Genomic DNA, 18,692 nt, shown 5'->3' with positions numbered 1-18,692 from the left:
CTCAGCCGCGGACGTCGTCGTCCTCCACCTCGGAGTCGTCGTCGTAGTCGTAGGAGTCCTGGTCGCCGTCGTACTCGTCGTCGTACCGACCGGCGAGGGGACCGTCCTCCTCGTCGTCGTCGAAGTCGTCGTCCTCGAGGTCGTCCTCGTCATCGTCGGAGTACACCTCGAAGGGCGTCACCTCGCCGTGGGCCTCCAGCAGGGCGTCGTCGTAGTCCTCGAAGGCGTCCGCGAGGTCGTTGTAGGCGGCGATCACCCGGGGGTCCTCCTCCCCGGTGCGGGAGGAGCAGGCCTCGAGGTGCCGCTCCAGGGCGGTGACGAGGGTGGTCAGGGCGCTGCGCGGGTCGGTGGCCATGGGGCCACCGTAGCGCGGGAGGCGGGGCGGCGTCAGGAGAATTGCCCGTGCACACTGTGGCGATGCAGCCCAGCCAGCCGCCCCGCCGTCAGCCGACCCGCGCCGTCGCCGCCCACCACCGGGCCCGTGCGGCCGCCGTGTGGGAGTACCGGGTCGTCCAGGCTCCTCGGGAGCTGTCGCGGGCGGACCTGAGGCAGCTGCTCACCGAGCTGGCCGAGTACGAGGGCTGGAACGTGCACACCGTGCGCCTCTACGAGGGCGGGCGACGGAAGGTCCGCCTGCGTCGCAAGGTGATCCGCCAGCGGCGCCCGCAGACGCTGCTGGGCCCGCCCGCCTGAGGCGGCTCCCCTCATCGAGCCCGCGCCCGAGGGACCGGCGTCGAGCGGGCCTGGCGCAGATGTCCGGTTCCGGTCCAGAGGTACGCCTCATGGCCCGTACCTCTGGACCGCAGGCGGACATCTGGGGCCACGGGGCGGGACGGCTCAGGACTCGAGCACGAAGCGGTGCAGCACCCGGGCGCCGAACTCCAGCGCGCTGACCGGCACCCGCTCGTCGACGCCGTGGAACATCGGCGCGAACTCCAGGTCGGCCGGCAGCTGCAGCGGGGCGAAGCCGTAGCCGGTGATGCCCAGCTCGGCCAGGTGCTTGTTGTCCGTGCCGCCGGAGAGGCAGTACGGCAGCACCCGGCAGCCGGGGTCCTCGGCCTCGAGCACGCTGCGCATGACGTCCACCAGCGGGGCGTCGAAGGGGGCCTCCAGCGCGGGCCCCAGGTGGTGCACGGAGACCTCCACGTGCTCCCCGGCCAGCTCGGCGATCGTGTCGAGCACGTGCTGCTGCTGCCCCGGCAGGAAGCGGCAGTCCAGCCCGGCGGTCACGGTCTGCGGCACCACGTTGTGCTTGTACCCGCCGTTCACCATCGTCGGGTTGCTCGTGTTGCGCAGGGTGCCGGCCACGAACTGCGAGGCGCCACCGGTCTGCGCCACCACCTGCTCCAGGGAGGGCGCGTCGTCCACCGACCAGTCGATGCCGGCCTGCTCCCCCACCCCCTCGAGCAGCACCCGCACCGACTCGATGGTCTCGGCCGGCCAGTCGTGGGCGTGGATGGCCGCGAGCGCCGCCCCCATCCGGGCCACGGCGTTCTCGGCGGTGGGGACCGACCCGTGCCCGGCGCGGCCACGGGCGGTCAGCGTGAGCCAGGCGATCCCCTTCTCGGCGGTCTGCACCAGGTAGGTGCGCTGCGCTTCGGCGCCGTCGGCCACCTCCTGGCCGGGCACGGTGATGGAGTACCCGCCCACCTCGCTCACGGCCTCGGTGCAGCCGGCGAACAGCTCGGGGTGGTGCTGCACCAGGTGGCCGGCGCCCTTCACGCCGCCGGCCTCCTCGTCGGCGAAGAAGGCCACCACCAGGTCACGGGCGGGGCGCTGGCCGGTGCGGGCCATGTAGCGCACCACGGCCAGGATCATGGCATCCATGTCCTTCATGTCCACCGCGCCGCGGCCCCACACCATGCCGTCGCGCAGCTCGGCGCCGAAGGGGTCCACGGACCAGTCCTCGGCACGGGCAGGCACCACGTCGAGGTGGCCGTGCAGCACCAGGCCCGGTCGGGAGGAGTCGGTGCCCTCCAGCCGCACCACCACGCTGGTGCGGCCCGGGTCGGACTCGAACACCTGCGGCTCCAGGCCCACCTCGCGCAGCCTGGCCACCACGTAGTCGGCGGCCTCGCGCTCGCCGGGGCCGGAGCCGTCGCCGAAGTTGCTGGAGTCGATGCGGATCAGCTCGCGGCAGAGGTCGGTCACCTCGTCGGTGGGCAGCGGCACGCCCGCCGGGGTGCCGGCGGTGGGGTCGGTGGCCCTGCCGGAGGTGCGGTCCGCGGCGGTCGGGTTCACGGCATCGGAGGACATGGCCTCCACGCTACGGGCCCCGCACCTCGCCGGGAGGTGCGGGGCCCGTGGGCGCGACGGGGTCGGCTCAGGCGCCGGTGGTGCCCCGGCTGGCCAGGTCCGCGTCGATGCGCAGCAGGCCCGGGCCGTCGTCGCCCACGCGCTCCAGGGCGGAGAGCACCTCGCCGACCGTGGCCTCCTCCTCCACCTGCTCGGCGACGAACTCGTTGAGCAGCGGGCGGGAGTCCAGGTCGCCGGCGGCCTCAGTGGCCACGTAGAGCTCGCGGATGGCGGCCGACACCTTCTCCTCGTGGGCGAGCGCGGCGCGGAAGGCCTCCAGCGGGGTGGGGTTGGTGAGCGGCTGCTGGGCCGGCACCTCGCCGATGACGGGGCGCCCGCCGCGGTCGAGCACGTGGTCGATGAAGCGCTGGGCGTGCAGCACCTCCTCGTCGGCCTGCCGGGTGAACCACGCGGCCGTGCCCGGCAGGCTCTGGGCGGCCATCTCGATGGCGAGCTGCCGGTAGGTCAGCGCGGCCCGGAACTCCAGGGTGATCTGCTTCTCGAAGGCGGGCACGAGGCTCTCGGGGATCTTCATGGCGCCGAGCGTAGGTGCGTGCGACCTTCCCGGCACCCTCGCTGAGGCTTGCCTGTGCCCCCGGCGAGGAGTGCCCGGTATGAACGCTGTGGGTCCCGCACCCGGAGACGGGGGCAGGGCCCGCGGGGTGGCCGTCTGGTCAGGTCACGATCCAGACGTCCTGGGGGCTGCCGCAGGCCTCGGGCAGTTCGAACTGGGTCACCTCGTGAGCCTCGTCGGTGGGGAATCCGGCTCCGCCGACGGTCACCTCGGAGTCGAGGGCGAACGCGTCGTCGGGAGTCTTCACGGTGCCGTCCTCCACGGAGCTTCCCCCAGGCAGGACGGCCACGTGGTCGGTCCCCTCCACGGTGACGTGGAGGCACCCCTCGCGGTCGGTGAACGTGCCCGTGTATCCGCGGTCCGAGTGACTCCACGGGGTCGACCAGGTGCCGAACGTCGGGCCGTCCCCCGACGGGGTGCACCCCGCCGTGAGGACTCCGATGCCCAGGGCCAGCGCGGCTTTGAAGACGGTGCGGTGGGTGGTGTTCATGGTCAGCTCCCGGAGAGAGTCGCTCCGTCATGGGAACTGGTACTCCCGCAGTGTGCCGTGCCGGTGATGGCCACCCGGCCGCTGCGTGCGGCCGTGAGACCTGCCGTGCAGAAGGTGCCTCGCCAGGTGCCGCCCGATCCGAACTCCGGGCCGCTGGTGGCGGACGAGGTGGTCACCTGCACGTGCTTGACGCCCGCAGGAAGCGTGATGCCCTCGAGAAGGTGCTGCGCGGTCGCCGCCCGCGCACCGGCATCGGCCGTGGAGGCTGCATCGAACCCGCCCAGCACGATGGTGACGGTCTCCGCGCCCGGGCTGACCTCGGTCGACACGTCGTGGCGTCCCTCGATGAGCGTGGCTGCCTGCTCCACCACCTCGTGCTCGATCTGTGCGCGACGTTCGGCGCTCGGGCGGTCGGAGGCCACCACGTACCTGGCCTGGTTCCCCGCGGCACGGCGCGCCTCGCTCAGGATCGACCGGTGGACCTCGATGAGCGTGGCCCGGGAGTCGGGTCCGTCCCAGACCGCGTCGACGAAGCCGTCTGGATGGGCGCTGGACAAGTCACTGACGACCTGGGCGAAGGTGCCTTGACCGTCGGCGTAGGAGGTGACGTCCTGGGTGGAGCGCCCCATCTGCTGTGCGGTGGTGCTGGCGTCCGCTTCCGACGGAGACCGCTCCGATACGGACGCCGTGGACGTGAGGGTTCCGGCGAGGACCCCTGCGACCGCGAGGCCGAATCGTGACTACACGGCATTCCCCTTCCCCGAGGCGATGGTACCGCTGTGTGTGGTGCATTGAAGATAGCCCCGTCCGGATGACAGGGGAAGGATGCGTGACGATTGTGTTGCGGCAATCCGATTCTGTGAGGCGGGTGAGAGAATCCCGGAGGAAACCTTCGGTGGACATGGCGCCCACGCGACGGGCCCCGCACCTCGGCGTGAGGTGCGGGGCCCCTGCGGTGCGCCAGCCTGTCAGCTCACCCGGAAGGGCATCGTGATGCCCTGGAAGGCCGCGATCTTGCCCGTCCACCCGTTCTTGTGGTGTCCGCGGTGCAGGATGCGGTACTCCCCTGCCGTGACGTCGGCGGGCACGTCCCACTCGATGGTGGCCGTGGAGTACCCGAGCGCACCGTTGGTGCGCTTCCAGCGGTAGCGGGTGTCGAAGTCGGTGTCCACGCGCTCGGTCACCCAGCCGGCGGCCGTGCGGCGCTGCACCTCCAGGAAGGTGCCTCCCAGCAGCAGGCCGTTCTTGGGGTGGCCGGTGACGAACACCGCCGAGACCGTGGCACCGCGCGCGGTGTCCTTCGGCTCGGTGATGACGCCGCCGTACGGCTTGCCGGAGTGGGGGCTGTCGAACACCACGTCGGTCTGGAAGTCCGCCATGCCGGCCGGGTTGGACACCGGGGCGGCCCCGGCATCGACGGTGGCGCCGGTCTTGAGCGCAGTGGCCAGGCGCGAGGTCTCCTGCTGGTAGGCGCACAGCGTCCAGCGGCCGAAGAGCGTGGAACCACCCTCGTACTCCTGGGTGTCGTACTCCTGCGGGGTGGTGACGTACTGGGAGTAGCCGTTGGTGTAGCCCTGCACCACCACGTCGTCCAGGCGCGCGCCCACGGCCTCGGCCACCTGCTGACGCAGGCGCAGGCCGGCCACAATGGTGACCTCGGCCGGGATGCCCACGATCCACAGCTGGCCGATGCGAGCCACGGTGACGGCCAGGCGCGAGGGGGCGGCATCGGCCAGGCCCACCGGCACCAGCCCCACCTTGGGGTACTGCACGTCGGCCACCCAGTCCGGGGTCTCCCCCGGCACCTTCACCGGCCAGTGCACGCCCTCCTTGAAGATGTCCGGGCCCGGGCCGTCCTCGGTGGACCCGGCCAGCATCGACTCGCCGAGCACGGCCGGCGCGGTGCGGGCGGGCTTGCCCTCCGGGGTGAAGCGGGCGTCGATGCGTACCGCATCCATGTCCACGTACCGGGTGCGGGCACCGACCGGGCCGGTGACGACCTCGGTGGCCCCCTCCCAGGCGCGGTGGGCGGCATCGCGCTGGCGGGCGCCGATGATGCGCATGTTCTCGAACTCGTCGTCGGTGGGGCCGGTGCCCGGCTTGAGCGCCAGGTTGGGCGTCATGTCCCCGGAGTTGGACTGCGCGAAGGCCGCGACGAACCGGGGGCGCGGGTCCAGCGGGTCCTGCCCGAGCAGCTCCCGCTCCCACGACCACGCGGCATAGCCCTTGTTGTCCCCGGAGACCAGCGTGTTGGTGTTGGTCAGCGAGGTGCCGTGGGTGGGGTACCAGTTGAGCATGCCGATGTCACGGGTCCCCTGCCGGAAGCGCAGCACCAGCACGGTCGGGTCGATGCCGCCGGGGAAGTGCGCGCGGTCGGCGGCCGGGTTGGCCTCGAACGCCGTCAGGGAGCGGTTGCGGGAGGCGTCGTGCAGCTCGGTGCGCCCGATGTGGATGCTCCCGGCGGCCAGCGAGGCCTGGGCGCGCTCCACGGCGGTGACGATGCCCTCGACCAGCGCCTCGAAGGCCTGCTCCTGGAACCCGTAGGTGGCCAGGTTGTAGATGACGTCGTGCGTGCAGCCGCCGACGCTGGCGTGGGTGTGCGTGCAGGTGACCATGAGGTTCTGCACGTCCCACGTGCCGGGGTGTCGGGCGGCCAGGCGCCGGACGACCTCGCGGTGGGCGGCCACGGAGATCACCCCGTGGTCCACCACCACCCAGCCCAGGCGGCCGCCGGCGGAGTCCACCACCACGAAGGCACGGGCCATCAGGCGCATGTGCAGCCCGGTGGCCTGCTGCTCCAGCGAGGAGTAGCCCATCATCCCGTTCTCGGCCACGGGGCCGGTGACGTCGGCGATGCCGGCGCCCACCTTGTAGGCGCCGTCGGCGCTCGGGGTCGCGGCCGAGGCGGCGGTCGGCGCGGTGCCACCGGCCGCCAGGCCCACGGCGGTGGCGGCGCCGGCGCCCGCCAGGACGGCGCGGCGGGAGGGCTGGGAGGACTGCTGATGCGGTGCTGACATCACTGGCTCCTGTGGGTGGGCCGCCTGCGTCGGCGGCGGTGAGGGGTACGCGGCACAGGGTGACACGGATTTCACCGATGGTGGGTCAAGAATTGCCCAAGATCCCGGGCATGTGACGATGGGCGCATGACCTCCCCCGAGCTGCTCGCGCGGCGGGCGCTCGCGGACCACACGGCCGCCTCGCACGCTGCCGCCGAGCGCGTCATCGCCCACTACTCCACCTCGTTCGGTGCCGCCTCGCGGCTGCTCGGGCACCCTGTGCGGCAGCGCGTGCGGTCCCTGTACGCACTGGTGCGCATGGCCGACGAGGTGGTGGACGGCGCCGCGGCCGGGGCGGGCCTGGGCGTGGATGCGGTGGCCGACGCCCTCGACGAGCACGAGCACCGCACCCTGCGGGCCCTGGGGTGCGGGTACTCCACCGACCCGGTGGTGCACGCCTTCGCCGACGCGGCGCGGGCCACCGGCATCGGGGCCGACCTGGTGCGCCCCTTCTACGCCTCGATGCGGGCGGACCTGCACGTGGCCGCGCACGACGACGCCTCGCTGGCGCAGTACGTGCACGGCTCGGCCGAGGTGGTGGGGCTCATGTGCGTGCGGATCTTCACCACCGACGCCGCGCCCGCCCCGGTGGCGCCGGCGTCGCACCTGGACGAGGGCGCGCGGCGGCTGGGCGCGGCCTTCCAGCAGGTGAACTTCCTGCGCGACCTGGCCGAGGACACCGACGGGCGGGGGCGCACCTACCTGCCGGGGGCCGGGGCCGTGTTCACCGATGCCGACCGGGACGCCGCCGTGGCACGGGTGCGGGCGGACCTCGCGGCGGCCGAGGCCGTCATCGGCGGTCTGCCGGGCTCCAGCCGGGCGGCCGTGCGCGCCTGCCACGACCTGTACGCCGCGCTCACCGACCGCATCGCGGCCACGCCGGCGGCCGAGCTGCGCCGGCGGCGGGTGCGCGTGCCCGATGCGGTGAAGGCCGGCATCGTGGCGCGGGCCGCCCTGCGCGAGCGGGTGCGGCGATGAGCGGGCGGCGCGCGGTCGTCATCGGCGCCGGGGCGGCCGGGCTGGCCACCGCCGGACTGCTGGCCCGCGACGGGTACGAGGTCACCGTGCTGGAGCGCCGCGCCGTGACCGGCGGCCGCGCCGGCTCGTGGGAGGCCACCACCCCGGCGGGCACCTGGCGCTTCGACACCGGCCCGTCCTGGTACCTCATGCCCGAGGTGTTCGAGCACTTCTTCGCGCTCATGGGCACCTCGGTGGCCGACCGGGTGCCGCTGGTGGACCTGGACCCGGCCTACCGGGTGTTCGGCCAGGGCCACGCGGCGGCGCTGGAGGTACGCACCGGGCGCGCGGAGGCCGAGGCGCTGTTCGAGGCGGTGGAGCCCGGCGCGGGCGCCGCGCTGGGGCGCTACCTGGACTCAGCGCGGAGCAGCTACGAGCTGGCGCTGGCGCACTTCCTCTACACGACCTTCCGGCGGGTGCCGCTGGCCACGGTGCGGGCCGTGCTGCCCCGGCTGGGCGTGCTGGCGCGGCTGCTGGGCGAGTCTCTGCACCGGCGGGTCGCGCGGACGGTGCACGACACCCGGCTGCGGCAGGTGCTGGGCTACCCGGCGGTCTTCCTGGCGGCCACGCCACGCACGGCGCCGAGCCTGTACCACCTCATGAGCCACATGGACCTGGCCGACGGTGTCCGCTACCCGATGGGGGGCTTCGCCGCGCTGGTGCGGGCCGTCGAGGACGTGGCGGTGGAGGCCGGCGCGCGGATCCGCACCGGCTGCGAGGTGGTGGAGGTGACCACCGACGAGGCGGGGGCCGGGCGGTCGCGCCGCGGGCCGCTCCCCCGCACGGGCTCCCGGGCCCGTGCCACGGGAGTGCGCCTGGCCTCCGGCGAGGTGGTGCCGGCCGACGTGGTGGTGAGCTGCGCCGACCTGCACCACACGGAGACCGCGCTGCTGCCGCCGCACCTGCGCACGGTGGACCACGCGGCCTGGGCGCGGCGCACCTCCGGGCCGGGGGCGGTGCTCGCGCTGCTGGGCGTCCGCGGGCGGCTGCCGCAGCTGGCTCACCACAACCTGTTCTTCACCGCCGACTGGGACGCCAACTTCGCGGCCATGTTCGGCCCCGACGCGCAGACCTGTCCCGCGGTCCCCCGCCCGGCCAGTGCGTACGTGTGCATGCCCTCGGCCACCGACCCCTCCGTGGCGCCGGCGGGGCACGAGAACCTCTTCGTGCTGGTGCCCGTCTCCCCCGATGCTGCGGACGGCACCTCGGTGGGGCGCGGCGCCATCGGGCCGGACGGGGCGCGCGGCCCCGGTGACGAGGCCGTCGAGCAGGCGGTGGACGACGCCATCGCGCAGGTGGCCGAGTGGGCCGGCATCGACGACCTGGCCCAGCGGGTGGTGGTGCGCCGCACCATCGGACCCGGGGACTTCGCGGACGAGTACAACGCCTGGCGGGGCAACGCGCTGGGCCCTGCGCACACGCTGTGGCAGTCGGCCTTCCTGCGCGGCCCGGTGACCAGCCGCCACGTGGACGGGTTGCTCTACGCCGGGGCCACCACCGCGCCGGGCGTGGGGCTGCCCATGTGCCTCATCAGCGCGCAGAACGTGGTCAAGGCGCTGCGGGGCGACCACTCCGCGGGGCCCATGGACCCCGCCACCTGGGTGGGCGCCAGCGGGCGTGTGGCGGCTGGCCGCGCCACCGGGGGCGGTGCCTGATGCCGGGGCTGTACCTGGCGGCCATCGCCGTCTCTGAGCTGGGGATGCTCCTCATCGACCGCCGGTGGCGGCTGTACCTCTGGGCCGATGCGCGGCGCGCGCTGCGGGTGCAGGTGGTGGGCGTGGGCATGTTCCTGGTCTGGGACGCGGTGTGCATCGCCCTGGGCATCTTCATGCGTGGGCCGGGGCCGTGGCAGACCGGGCTGCTGCTGGCGCCGGAGTTGCCCGTGGAGGAGCTGGCCTTCCTGTGGTTCCTGTGCCACTTCTCGATGGTGGTGTTCACCGGCATCGAGCGGGTGCTGGCCGCGCGGGGCGAGCGTGCAGGGCGGCAGGTGCACCGGTGACCTACCTGTGGGTGAACCTGGCAGTGCTCGCCGTCGTCGGCCTGGTGGCGTGGTGGGCGCTGCGCGGCGTGGCCGGGCCGGTGCGGCGCCGCGGTGTGCTGGCCGCGGGCCTGGCGATGGCGGTGAGCCTGGTGTTCACGGCGGTGTTCGACTCGCTCATCATCGCTGCGGGCATCGTGGGCTACGACCGGGCGCACCTGGTGGGGTGGTTCGTGGGGCGTGCGCCGGTGGAGGACTTCGCGTACGCGGTGGCCGCGCTGGTGCTCCTGCCGGCGTTGTGGCTGGCGTGGCGGCGGGGAGGTGAGCGGTGAGCCTGCTGCGGACGCTGTTCTGGACCGCGCGGCCCGTCTCGTGGGTGAACACGGCCTATCCCTTTGGCGCGGCGTACCTGCTGGCCGGTGGCTCGTGGAGCGACTGGGTGTTCTGGGTGGGCGTGCTGTTCTTCGCGGTGCCCTACAACCTGGCCATGTACGGCATCAACGACGTGTTCGACCACGCCTCGGACCTGCTCAACCCGCGCAAGGGCGGCGTGGAGGGCGCGCTGGCCGATACGGCGCACCACCGGGCCATCCTGGCCGCCTCGGTGCTGGGGTGCGTGCCGTTCGTGGTGGCGCTGCTGGCCGCGGGGACGGTGGCCTCCGGGGTGGCGCTGGCGGTGACGATGTTCGCGGTGGTGGCGTACTCGTGGGCCGGGCTGCGGTTCAAGGAGGTGCCCTTCCTGGACTCGGCCACCTCGGCCACGCACTTCGTGGGGCCCGCGGTGGTGGGCGCGCTGGTGCCGGGCGGGCCCGTGCCGGGCGTGGGCTGGGCGGTGCTGGCGGCGTTCTTCGCGTGGTCCATGGCCAGCCACGCCTTCGGCGCGGTGCAGGACGTGACCGCCGACCGGGCGGCCGGCATCGGGTCCATCGCCACGGTGCTCGGCGCGCGGGCGACGGTGCGCGTCTCGACGGGGCTGTACGTGCTGGCCGCCGGGCTGATGCTGGCCGCTCCACTCCCCTACACGCTGCTGGCCGTGGTGCCCCTGGCCTACGTGGCCAACGTGGCGCCGTTCCGGAACCTGCCCGACCCACGGTGCGAGGAGGCGCACCGCGGGTGGGCGAGGTTCCTGTGGCTCAACTACCTGGCCGGCTTCGTGGTGACGATGGTGCTGCTGGCCGGCACAGTGGGGTCCGGCTGACCGGTCAGCCGCACGCGGGCGTCTCAGGGGTGCCTCCCCCGGAGTTCCCGGACGTTGTGCTGTCGCGCTGGGGCTTGACCGTGCGGGGCATGGGGGCAGGGCTTCCAAGGATGTCCGGGTGGACCTTGAACTGCTTTCGCGGGTCGTAGTACGTGTCGTAGTCGGGCCCCTTGGGAAGCGGGGTCCGGTCGCGCTCGGGGTTCTGGGGACGGGCCATGGCTGTTTCCTTGCTGAGCAGCGGGATGGGCTGGGATTGGTCAGGTGAGTGGGGCGGATGTGTACTGCTGCTGGAGGTCATCGCGCAACTTCTGGGGTGATTCTCCGGTGAGTTCCAGAATCCGGTTCACCGTCAGACGGAGGACGACGTAGAGGTTGAGGATGGTAGTGAACGGCCCGCGGGCCTCCAGGCCCTCGCGATACCGGTGGACGTGCCCCGCTTGCCAGGCCTCCAGCGTCTCCAACCCCTCTGCGAGCGAGGCCAGGTCCAGGGCCTCGTGGTCGTTTCCCTGTTCGGCCATCGCCACCACTTCGTGGAGGCTGGCATGGTGGTGGGCCACCACCGTCGGCAGCGCCAGCGGGTTGTCTGGGGACATCCACAGAGTTTCGTCAGGCAACCACGCCGGGGCGCACGTGCCTTGTCCGCCGCCGGCGAGCACGGCGTTCACCACCGCCTGACCCAGGTGGAGGTCAGCTGCCGTCACCAGGCTGCTCATGGCCATCACCGCGACGTCTGCGCCGTGCCGTTGCATGAGTGCCTCCAGTGCCTGACCGCCGAGCGTGACTCGGGGGTCCTCGCCGAGAAGGAGCGGGACGAGCTCGCCGGCCACGGCGATGATGGTCTCCGGAGTCATGCCTGCCCCCTCCGGTTCGGGGCCGTTCGCGCGTTCCACCGATTCCTCACTGGGCTGTTCGGGGAGGAACACCTCTGCCGCCGGCGTTGCGGTGATCTCCTCCACTCGGTCGGCGCAGAGGCGGAAGACCAGGTACACGTGATCGAGGCTCTTCTCGAAACCGGCCCCGCCGACGTGGAAGAGGAAGTCCTCGGAGTCCCTGCGATCACAGGCGTCCACGAGCTCCAGCCCCGTGTGCAGGCACGACGCGGACTCCCGGAGGCCTTCGTCGTGGTCCTCCCGACCTGTGCGAGCCAGGGCCCACAGCCCCTCCCGGTGCAGCTGGGTGAGCTCCGTGGCGGTGGGGGTCCGGTCCTGTTCGAGCAGCGGTGATCGGGGCAGCCAGTTCGCCATCGGGGGCACCGGCACGCCTGTGCGCTCCAGAAGGGCACGGAGAACACGGCCGAGCGTCTCCTCGGCGTACTGCGTCAGCAGGCACATGGCCAGGAGCACCCGCGTGGTGCCGTGGTCGCGTACCAGTGCGTCGATGCCGGTGCGGTCCATCCACTGCTTGCTGGCCCTGCCGACCACCAGAGGGAGAAGCTCTCGTGCGAGCGCAACGACCTCCTCCTCGTCCACGTCGGAGGGCTGTTCCCTCTCCAACCTGCTGCGGTGGACCACCAGGAGGTACTGCAGGTGGGCGCGTGCGTCCTCGTCGTCGCAGCCACGCTCGGACGCGGACGTGTTGATGATGGCCCTGAGGATGTGCACCAGGGACGCCACGGTGCGGTCGAACCCATGGTGCGTGACCACTCGCGCGACCACGTCGACGTCTCCGGTGCGCCACGCCTCGATGAGCCCCAGGCCTGGCGCAAGGCCGTCGAGGAAGACTTCGTCCCCCACCTGCGGGTTCGTCTGGCACATGGCCACCACGTCCTGCAGGTAGTTCAGGTAGGCCTCGGCCACGTCCTTCGTCTGGCGGGTCGCGTCCTGCGCTCGCTCTTGGTCCCGATCGAGCCACGCCGGGGGAACGTAGTCCACGTTCCGCTCGGGCATCTGGAGCACAACATCGGCCAGCTGGTTCAGGGCCACCTGCACCAGGTTCATGGCTGTCTTCAGGAGCACTCCCTCACCGTGCTCCGCCAAGAATGGCGTCACGTCCGCGGTCTCGGACGGTTCGTTGAGCAGGGCGTACAGCTCCAGGGCCCACTGGATCTCCTCCAGCGGGATCCCCTCGGGTTCGGGGTTCACACGGTTCACGGGGTTCCCTCCCTTGCTGTGGTCGTGTGCCTCCACCTCTACCGGTGACTCCCGACAACCTCCGGCGACGTGACGGTCCCCACCCATGCCGGGACGCCCCACAGAATGAACATGGCGACCACGACCGAGCCCAGGTAGGCCACGAAGAATCCAACCAGCGGCCCAGTGGTCCACGTGAACACCTGGCTCACGGTGTGCATCACGCGGGAGGTTGCGTTGGTGCGACCGCTGCACCACCGCGTGACCATGCGCCGTCGCGCACTGTCGCGCCCTGGTTTGCCGGCACGCACCAGATCCCACCAGAGAGCCAGCGAATGCCAGAGCAGAGAGGACACCACAGCGACTTCCATGACAAATTTCATGTGCTCCGCCACGGCCCGGGTGGGATCAGGCGCCTGCATCCGCAGGGTCATGTCCACCCCCACAGCGGCCGCGAACACCATAATCAGCGCCGCTCGCAAGGAGCGGAACAAGCCGACGAGACGGACGAGCGACGCGGACCGAGGTGAGGGCGCCGGTGGCAGGTACAGGCCGAGCGTGACCAAGCAGGCGTATGCCAGGGCGGGGGCGCCGACGACGAGAATGGACACAGGTGACACGAGTCCTCCTTGACTGGGGGTCCCACCTGTACACCTGACCACCGACACACTGGCCGAACGATCCACGGCCCTCGTCGGGCGGGCCGGTCCACGCCGGCTGTCGGTGCCGGGACATACTGTGGCGGCCTCGAACCTCGTAGAAGGAGCGCCCGGTGAGCCCGAACGTGACCCCGATGCATGAGAACCAGACGGAGTGGGTGGAGGACCCGGCCGCTGCCGTCCGTGAGGCCCTGCAGAAGGTACTCCCCGCCGCGGTGACCGAGGCGGGGCTCGATGTAGAGGCCCTGCGGGCCCTGATGGGGGACGACGGAGGTACCGAGGGGACTGAGCGTTTCGGTCTGTCGTGGCCCGGGAAGGGGGCTGCCCGGAGGTTGGCGCATGTCCCGTCGACCAAGACGCTGGTCCCCTTGGTGGAGGAGTCCAAGGACTGGGAGGACACGAAGAACCTGGTCATCGAGGGCGACAACCTCGAGGTGATGAAGACCATGTTGAAGTCGTACGCGGGCAAGGTCGGCCTCATCACCATTGACCCGCCGTACAACACGGCCCGGGACTTCGTCTACGACGACGACTTCACCCTCTCCAAGGACGAGTACGACGAGGCCACGGGAAGGGTCTCGGAGGCCGGGGTCAAGTTGCGCAGCGTCTCCAACTACGAGGGGCGCCGCCACTCGGCCTGGCTCTCGATGATGTACCCCCGGTTGGTTCTCGCGCGCACACTCCTTGCCGAGAACGGCAGCATCTGGATCACGCTGGACCACACGGAGAACGCCCACTGCCGCATGATCTGTGACGAGATCTTCGGGGAGGAGAACTTCGTCGGGGAGATGTCCTGGCAGAAGACCTACTCGCCGCGGAACGACGCGCAGGGTGTCTCGTCGGTGGTGGACATGGTCATCGTCTATCGGAAGTCGCCGGAGTTTCGCCTCAACCGCCTGCCGCGCACGGAGGAAATGGACGCGCGGTATTCGAGCAGGGATGGGGACTCGGTGCCGTGGAAGGCCGGAGACGCTACGGCGGGAAAGGCTGGGACCAACCAGCCCATGGTTTACGGCATCCAGCACCCGATGACCGGGGAAATCCTCTACCCGAACCAGGGGGCTTGTTGGCGGGTGAGCCCGAATACGGTGTTCGAAGTGCTGAACGAGTGGGCCCCGTACCGTCGCGAAGTGCTCGATGACGCGGCGCGGCGCGCAAAGATTTGCGGTGTGGCGCCAGAGGAGGTCAAAGCGCAGGTTCCGGCGTTCGTCTTGGACGTCTCACTGGAGGAGGCTCGCAAGAGAGCAGCTGCCCGGCGCGAGAAGGGGAACTGGCCTGCTCTGTTTTTCACGAAGGGTGGTGCAGGCGGCTTGGCGCGCAAGCAGCATCTTGACCCCTCCGCGGGGCTCGTGGTGACCGATCTCTGGGAGCACGAGGACGCCGGCCACACCGATGGTGCCAAGAGGTCGTTGAATGCCCTGTTCCCAGAAGGACAGCCGTTCGACACGCCCAAGCCCGTCAAGCTCATTCAGCGCATCGTGCAGGTCGCCACGCAGCCTGACTCGCTGGTGTTGGACTTCTTCGCCGGGTCGGGCACGGCGGCCGAGGCCGTCATGGCCCAGAACAAGCAGGACGGCGGTTCGCGGCGCTTCGTGTTGGTGCAACTGGATGAGGCCACCCAGAGTGAGGAGTTCGCTTCTATCGTGGACGTCACGCGGGAACGCGTGCGGCGTGCCGGTCGTCGTCTGGTGGAGACGGCTGAGCCTGATTCCAGCGGTGACACTGAGGGGGGCATCGATGTACAGACAGCTCCCGCTGACGATGTTGACACGAGGCCGCTGGACGTGGGCTTCCGCGCCTACCGGCTGGAGGACTCCGCCATCCGTCCCTGGACTGGCGACTGGGAGGACCTCAAGGACCAGCTGCGTGCCGCAGCCGACAACCTGGACGCCGGGCGTTCGGAGGAGGACCTGCTCACCGAGATGACCTTGCGTCTGGGGCTGGATCTGACCACGGTGGTCGAGAGCCGCGAGATGAGCGGACGGACGGTGTACTCGCTCGGTGAAGGGGCCATGTACCTCTGCCTCGCCGGAGATGTGGACCGCGCTGCCGGCCAGGAGATTGCAACCGGCATCATCGCATGGAGGACCGAGCAGGGGAGCGCCGAAACCCAGGTGATCTTCCGGGACAACGCGTTCAGGGACGACAGTGCCAAGCTCAACACCGCTGAGGCCCTCGTGCAGGGCGGGTTCCCGTCCATGACCACCGTCTGAGGCAGCCATGAAGTTCACTTTCAAGGACTCGCTTCCCCACCAGCAGGCTGCCATCGACAGCGTGGTGGAGATCTTCGCAGGACAGTCGTTGGGGCAGGGCGCGTTCACCGTGCTCAAGCAATCTCCGGCAGATCTGGTCCCCCTGTCCGACGACGCCTTCAGCGCCGTGACCGGTGCCGAAGGCGTCAGCAACGAGTGTCAGTTGGACCTTCCTGAGCTGCTCCGCAACACCAACCGAGTACAGGCGGCCAACGCCCTCCCCCAGAGCCATGACGTCAGCAGCCGGTCGTTCACGGTCGAGATGGAAACCGGGACGGGCAAGACGTACGTGTACCTGCGTTCAGCATTGGAGCTCAATAGACGTCACGGGTTCACCAAGTTCGTCATCGTGGTTCCGTCTGTCGCGATTCGCGAGGGCGTCATGAAATCTCTCGAGATGCTGCGCGACCACTTCACGCGTCTATACGACGGTGTCGTGTTCGATGCCTTCGCCTACGACTCCTCTCGGATGGGACGCATCAGGACCTTCGCCGTGGCCAGCACCGTGCAGTTCATGGTGGTGACGGTGGGAGCCATCAACAAGGACAGCAACCTGCTCTATCGGCGTGTCGAGTCCCTGGGATACGAGAGCCCTGCCGACTTCATCCGTGCGACCCGGCCGGTGGTGATCGTGGACGAGCCGCAGTCGGTCTACGGCGATTCCGGGCAGGCCAGGGGGGCGCAGAAGGGGCAGGGGCGCAGGGCGGTCGAGGGGCTGGGGGCACTGGCCACCTTCAACTTTTCCGCCACTCCGCCCCGGGGTGACGGTTCTCATCTCATCCACCGTCTGGATGCAGTGGATGCCTACCAGCAGCAGTTGGTCAAGCAGATCGAGGTGGCCGCGCTCCGGGAGACGGGGAGCGGGGCGAACGGCTACGTTCGAGTTGTCTCGGTGAGGGCGACACGAAGGTCTTTGACAGCCCGCTTGGAACTGGATCTCATCCGTGCCGACGGAAGCCTGAGTCGCGTCACCAAGACCGTGCGGGACGGTGACGACCTGCGGGACGTCACCGGCAATGAGATCTACGCCGGAACACTCGTGACGGGGATCGATGCGTCTGAAGGATCTGCTGGCGTCGAACTCAGCACGCACGCCGGACCCATTGCCGAGGGGCAGGCGATCGGCGAGGACCTCAAGGACGACGCGCGGGCGCGGCTGATGATCCGTAAGACCATCCGCGAGCACCTGGAGAAGGAATCCCTCTTCCTGCGCGAGGGGCGTCAGATCAAGGTGCTCTCGCTGTTCTTCATCGATGAGGTGGCCAAATACCGCGCCTACGGGGAGGGCGGTGAGGTCCGGCGAGGCGCCTACCAGAAGATGTTCGAGGAGGAGTACTCCGCCCTCGTCGGTGAGCCTCGATACGCGGACCTCCGTGCTGCGCTGGGGGCCAACGACGCCTCGGCTGCTCACGAGGGGTACTTTTCGGTGGACCGCGCGGGTCGGTCCGTGGACACCACCGAGCGCAACGCGGATGGGCGGGAATATGCCCAAGCAGCCTACGAACTCATCATGCGTGAGAAGGAGCGTCTCACGTCGCCCGACGAACCTTTGCGGTTCATCTTCTCGCACTCCGCTCTGCGCGAAGGGTGGGACAACCCCAACGTCTTCCAGATCTGCTCCCTGCGGAGCATCGGGACCGTTCAGAAGAGGCGCCAGATCCTGGGGCGCGGACTCCGGTTGGCCGTCGACAGCGACGGCGAGCGGACGTCTGGACACCAGATCAACCGCCTGACGGTGATTGCCGACGAGAGCTACCAGGCCTTCGCCGACGGTCTCCAGCGAGAGCTCTCCGAGGATCTGGGGATCGTGTTCGGCCGAATCGAGCGTGGAACGTTCATGCACCTCAGGGTGCGCCGGGAGAGCGAGTCCGGTGAGCCGACCGTGGAGCCGCTCGGCGCAGAAGCATCCGCGGAGCTGTGGGAAGCCCTTCATGCAACGGGATACGTGGATGGCGAGGGCGGCGTGACGGAACGTCTGCGAGAGGATCTGCAGGCTGAAACCGTGGACCTCCCGGAGCAGTTTGAGGATGTGCGGGCCCAGGTCCTGCCTCTGCTGCGGAAGATCGCTGGCCGGCTCGAGGTGAAGGCTGCGGATCACCGCATCGAGATCGGGCGGCCGGAGCCTGGCTTGGTGGACTCCGAACCGTTCCGCGCCTTGTGGGATCGCATCAGTGGCCGGACCGTCTATCGAGTGGATGTGGACAGCGAGGAGTTGGTCGCTGCGTGTGTGGAGAAGGTGCGTGAGGTCCGGACGCTCCCCCGCCAGTTCAGTTGGGACACCGCACGGATTGATCAGGACCGCGGCGGCGTGGAGGCGAATCTCACGCGGCAGGGTGACCGACAGGAGATGCTGCCGCCCGGGCCCCTGCCGGACATCCTCACCGAACTCCAGGGACGCACGGGCCTCACCCGGCGGACGCTTGCGAAGGTCCTCTTGGAGGCCGACTCGCTGGACCAGTTCCGACGCAACCCCATGGACTACGTGGTGGAAGTTGCACAGGTCATCAACACCACCAAGGAAGCGGCCCTCATGTCGGGCATCGTCTACGACCTGCTCGAAGGGGACCCCTACCCGCGGCAGCGGCTCATGGATGAAGAACTCGTGGGCCACCTGCACGGGAACGTGGTGATGGACGATGACAATGCGGGGCCGTTGACGCTCGCCAAGTCCATCTGGCCCCACGCGGTCGTGGACTCTGGCGTCGAGGAGAACTTCGTCAAGGCTCTGGAGGTTGCTGACGAAGTCAAGGTCTACGCCAAGTTGCCAGCATGGTTCACGATCCCGACGCCCCTGGGTTCGTACAACCCGGACTGGGCCGTGGTCGTCGACGAGGGTGGCCGGGAGCGGTTGTTCTTCGTGGTGGAGACGAAGGGCGTGGACGACGTGCGCAAGCTTCCTCCGGTTCAGCGCGCCAAGGTGGAGGCGGCCGAGCGGCACTTCCGGGTCGTGAACACCACGTGGGACGGCAATTCCCCCGTGACATACCTCAAGGCTGTCTCTGACATGAAGCACTTCGAGCGGCAGTGGGGAACGTTGCCCGCTGCTGGCTCGCGGTCACCGCGGTAGCAGCGAGCGGGCAACGTGGCGTGATCGGGATCTCCAG

The 18,692-nt window shown here is 70.3% G+C and carries 16 protein-coding genes; 8 read left to right on the top strand and 8 right to left on the bottom strand.

Going from position 1 to position 18,692, the window contains the following annotated elements; genetic code table 11:
- Position 1 precedes the first annotated feature (1 nt).
- Positions 2–355, bottom strand: coding sequence for a hypothetical protein (locus ACFFHC_RS07470; protein ID WP_141494718.1), 354 nt, complete (start codon positions 353–355; stop codon positions 2–4).
- A gap of 62 nt (positions 356–417) precedes the next feature.
- On the opposite strand from ACFFHC_RS07470, the gene ACFFHC_RS07465 reads away from it, so the two are divergent.
- Positions 418–693, top strand: coding sequence for a DUF5703 family protein (locus tag ACFFHC_RS07465; protein ID WP_237769750.1), 276 nt, complete (start codon positions 418–420; stop codon positions 691–693).
- Positions 694–837: 144 nt separating this feature from the next.
- On the opposite strand, the gene ACFFHC_RS07460 is transcribed toward ACFFHC_RS07465, so the two are convergent.
- From ACFFHC_RS07460 to ACFFHC_RS07440, 5 genes are all read right to left on the bottom strand, one after another.
- Positions 838–2,256, bottom strand: coding sequence for a M20/M25/M40 family metallo-hydrolase (locus tag ACFFHC_RS07460; protein ID WP_141494719.1), 1,419 nt, complete (start codon positions 2,254–2,256; stop codon positions 838–840).
- 67 nt (positions 2,257–2,323) lie between these two features.
- Positions 2,324–2,830, bottom strand: coding sequence for a ferritin (locus ACFFHC_RS07455; protein WP_070704896.1), 507 nt, complete (start codon positions 2,828–2,830; stop codon positions 2,324–2,326).
- Between the two features lie 139 nt (positions 2,831–2,969).
- Positions 2,970–3,359: a hypothetical protein gene (locus ACFFHC_RS07450; RefSeq protein ID WP_070704899.1), complete on the bottom strand. Its 390-nt coding sequence runs from the start codon at positions 3,357–3,359 to the stop codon at positions 2,970–2,972.
- Positions 3,360–3,361: 2 nt separating this feature from the next.
- Positions 3,362–3,988 (bottom strand): hypothetical protein, encoded by a 627-nt coding sequence (locus ACFFHC_RS07445; RefSeq protein ID WP_379804250.1) that lies wholly within the window; start codon positions 3,986–3,988, stop codon positions 3,362–3,364.
- 339 nt (positions 3,989–4,327) lie between these two features.
- Positions 4,328–6,376, bottom strand: a complete 2,049-nt coding sequence (locus ACFFHC_RS07440) for a neutral/alkaline ceramidase (RefSeq protein ID WP_141494721.1) — start codon at positions 6,374–6,376, stop codon at positions 4,328–4,330.
- A gap of 126 nt (positions 6,377–6,502) precedes the next feature.
- Between ACFFHC_RS07440 and ACFFHC_RS07435 the strand changes: the two genes are divergently transcribed.
- From ACFFHC_RS07435 to ACFFHC_RS07415, 5 genes are read left to right on the top strand one after another with little or no spacing between them, the layout of a single operon-like run.
- Positions 6,503–7,393 (top strand): phytoene/squalene synthase family protein, encoded by an 891-nt coding sequence (locus ACFFHC_RS07435; protein WP_141494722.1) that lies wholly within the window; start codon positions 6,503–6,505, stop codon positions 7,391–7,393.
- Complete coding sequence (gene crtI / locus ACFFHC_RS07430; protein ID WP_141494723.1) at positions 7,390–9,087, top strand: phytoene desaturase family protein; 1,698 nt, start codon at positions 7,390–7,392, stop codon at positions 9,085–9,087. The genes ACFFHC_RS07435 and crtI overlap by 4 nt, the downstream gene beginning before the upstream one ends.
- Positions 9,087–9,431 (top strand): C50 carotenoid epsilon cyclase, encoded by a 345-nt coding sequence (locus ACFFHC_RS07425; protein WP_070706233.1) that lies wholly within the window; start codon positions 9,087–9,089, stop codon positions 9,429–9,431. Before crtI ends, ACFFHC_RS07425 begins: the two co-directional genes overlap by 1 nt.
- Positions 9,428–9,742 (top strand): lycopene cyclase domain-containing protein, encoded by a 315-nt coding sequence (locus ACFFHC_RS07420; protein ID WP_070706232.1) that lies wholly within the window; start codon positions 9,428–9,430, stop codon positions 9,740–9,742. Before ACFFHC_RS07425 ends, ACFFHC_RS07420 begins: the two co-directional genes overlap by 4 nt.
- Positions 9,743–9,744: 2 nt before the next feature.
- Positions 9,745–10,608: a prenyltransferase gene (locus ACFFHC_RS07415; protein WP_379804548.1), complete on the top strand. Its 864-nt coding sequence runs from the start codon at positions 9,745–9,747 to the stop codon at positions 10,606–10,608.
- 257 nt (positions 10,609–10,865) lie between these two features.
- Here ACFFHC_RS07415 and ACFFHC_RS07410 read toward each other — a convergent pair whose 3' ends face one another.
- Together ACFFHC_RS07410 and ACFFHC_RS07405 are read right to left on the bottom strand one after the other, a co-directional pair.
- Positions 10,866–12,698, bottom strand: a complete 1,833-nt coding sequence (locus ACFFHC_RS07410) for a hypothetical protein (RefSeq protein WP_379804244.1) — start codon at positions 12,696–12,698, stop codon at positions 10,866–10,868.
- Between the two features lie 38 nt (positions 12,699–12,736).
- Complete coding sequence (locus ACFFHC_RS07405) at positions 12,737–13,288, bottom strand: hypothetical protein (protein WP_379804241.1); 552 nt, start codon at positions 13,286–13,288, stop codon at positions 12,737–12,739.
- Positions 13,289–13,449: 161 nt separating this feature from the next.
- On the opposite strand from ACFFHC_RS07405, the gene ACFFHC_RS07400 reads away from it, so the two are divergent.
- Complete coding sequence (locus tag ACFFHC_RS07400; RefSeq protein WP_379804238.1) at positions 13,450–15,549, top strand: site-specific DNA-methyltransferase; 2,100 nt, start codon at positions 13,450–13,452, stop codon at positions 15,547–15,549.
- A 7-nt stretch (positions 15,550–15,556) separates the two neighbouring features.
- The gene (locus ACFFHC_RS07395; RefSeq protein ID WP_379804235.1) at positions 15,557–18,655 is read left to right on the top strand and encodes a restriction endonuclease; all 3,099 of its coding nucleotides are present in this window, start codon (positions 15,557–15,559) and stop codon (positions 18,653–18,655) included.
- Positions 18,656–18,692 lie beyond the last annotated feature (37 nt).

The organism is Kytococcus schroeteri, assembly GCF_042433515.1.
GTDB classification, from domain to species: domain Bacteria; phylum Actinomycetota; class Actinomycetes; order Actinomycetales; family Dermatophilaceae; genus Kytococcus; species Kytococcus schroeteri.
The sequence above is the reverse complement of the archived record's forward strand: the minus strand, read 5'-3'. Positions and strand labels throughout refer to the sequence as shown.